The sequence below is a fragment of the Paraburkholderia sp. EG286B genome (assembly GCF_040965655.1).
GTDB lineage: Bacteria > Pseudomonadota > Gammaproteobacteria > Burkholderiales > Burkholderiaceae > Paraburkholderia.
On record NZ_JBFRCF010000211.1, the window covers coordinates 1 to 292 of the forward strand.

General features: G+C 69.2%; 1 protein-coding gene. It reads right to left on the bottom strand.

The window, feature by feature from the left end; translation table 11 throughout:
• A partial coding sequence (locus AB4Y42_RS44460) for a Wzy polymerase domain-containing protein (RefSeq protein ID WP_368697925.1) occupies positions 1-292 on the bottom strand: 292 nt, incomplete at both ends.

Genomic DNA, 292 nt, shown 5'->3' on the forward strand with positions numbered 1-292 from the left:
CGCGATGGCGCGCTGATGCGCGTAGAGCTTGCTCGGCAGGCTCGCGGCGTTCAGCGGCAACAGCGTGGCCATGCCGTAGTCGCCCCACGCGCCGAACAGGCGCGAAGGATCGTCGCCGTAGTCGCGCGCCGGGTGCTGTCCGTAATACAGCACCTCGGCGCGGTTGTAGTCGCGCAGCACCGGGTACAGCGCCGCGACGCCGCCGAACACGACCACCGCATACACGCCGAGCGAGACGCGCGACGGCACGACTCGCAGCGGCTTCGTCTCCAGCAGACCGAACACGAACATC